Origin of the sequence: Aeromicrobium sp. (genome assembly GCF_032084975.1) — a bacterium.
Taxonomy (GTDB): Bacteria; Actinomycetota; Actinomycetes; order Propionibacteriales; family Nocardioidaceae; genus Aeromicrobium.
Map to the genome: position 1 here is coordinate 1 of NZ_DAMDLR010000160.1, position 1,411 is coordinate 1,411.

Here is a 1,411-nt window from a genome sequence, read left to right on the forward strand (position 1 = left end):
TCGCCCAGCGCGGGACGCGCCGGCGACTCGCCCCGCTCGGCCGCGGCCCGCTCGAGGACCAGCCCGCGCACCATCGCGGCGTAGCGCGGATCGGCGTTGGGGCTGGCGGCGCGCGCGAAGCGCAGTCCCAGCTTCTCGGCCGTGGCCTTCGCCTCGGTGTCGAGGTCGTACACGACCTCCATGTGGTCGGCCACGAAGCCGATCGGCACGAGCACGACTCCCGTCGCGCCCTGCGCGGCCAGGTCCTCGAGGTGGTCGTTGACGTCCGGCTCGAGCCACGGCTGGCTGGGCGGACCCGAGCGCGAGCAGTACGCCAGCGACCACGCGTCCAGGCCGAGGTTCTCAGCGACGAGGCCGGCAGCCGAGAGGTGCTGGCGCTCGTAGAGGCCGCACCCGGGGCCCCCGCTGGCCTCGTTCATCTGGTCCGGGACCGAGTGCGTGACGAAGACGACGCGTGCGTCGTCCCCGACCTCGTCCAGGGCACGACGCGTCGCCTCGGTGAACAGGTCGATGAAGACGGGGTGGTTGAAGTGCTGGCGCAGCCGGTCGAGGTGGATCGGTCGGTCGTGCGAGACCTCGAAGAGGTTCTCGCGGTACTGCCGACAGCTCGAGTAGGACGAGTACGCGCTCGTCATGAAGCAGATCGCGCGCTGCACCCCGTCGGCGACCATCTGCTCGACGGCGTCGTCCAGGTACGGGTCCCAGTTGCGGTTGCCCCAGTAGACCGGCAGGTCGAGCCCCTGCTCGGCGAGGTCGGCGCGCAACGCGGCCAGCAGGTCTCGGTTGATGTCGTTGATCGGGGACTTCCCGCCGAAGCCGAAGTAGTGCTCGCCGACCTCGACGAGCCGTTCCTTCGGGATGCCGCGCCCGCGCGTCACGTTCTCGAGGAACGGCACCACGTCCTCGGGCTTCTCGGGTCCACCGAAGGAGACCAGCAGGAGAGCGTCGTACGGCCGTGCGTCCATGCTGCCCAGTGTTCCATCCCGGTGGTCGTCCGGCCTCGCGGTCCCGGCGCGGTCCGGCGGCGGACGCACGCCTAGATTGGTCCAGCCATGATGTCCGCCTACCGCACCATCCTCGCCACGCCAGGCGCCCCGGCCTTCACCGCCGCCGGCGCGCTGGGGCGACTCCCGATCTCGATGACCGGCCTGGGCATCGTGCTGCTCATCTCGTCGCGCACGGACGAGTACGGACCGGCGGGACTCGTCATGGCCGTCTACGTCATCGTGTCGGCCGTCTTCGCGCCCGTGCAGGGGCGGCTCGCGGACCGCATCGGTCAGGCGCCGGTGCTGCTGGGGGCCGGCGGGCTCTTCGTCGCCGGTGTCGCGCTCATGCTCCTGACGGTGGACGCCACCTTGCTCGGCGCGGCGGTCGGTGCCGCGATCGCCGGCGCGGGCGCACCCCAGGCCGG

1 protein-coding gene and 1 pseudogene are annotated in these 1,411 nt (G+C 71.8%); one reads left to right on the forward strand and one right to left on the reverse strand.

Going from position 1 to position 1,411, the window contains the following annotated elements; genetic code table 11:
* On the reverse strand, positions 1–965 hold a 965-nt coding region (locus tag RT323_RS16650), incomplete at its 3' end, for a ferrochelatase (protein ID WP_313410416.1).
* A gap of 87 nt (positions 966–1,052) precedes the next feature.
* Here RT323_RS16650 and RT323_RS16655 point away from each other — a divergent pair.
* A pseudogene (locus RT323_RS16655) lies at positions 1,053–1,411 on the forward strand (MFS transporter); the annotation flags it as partial.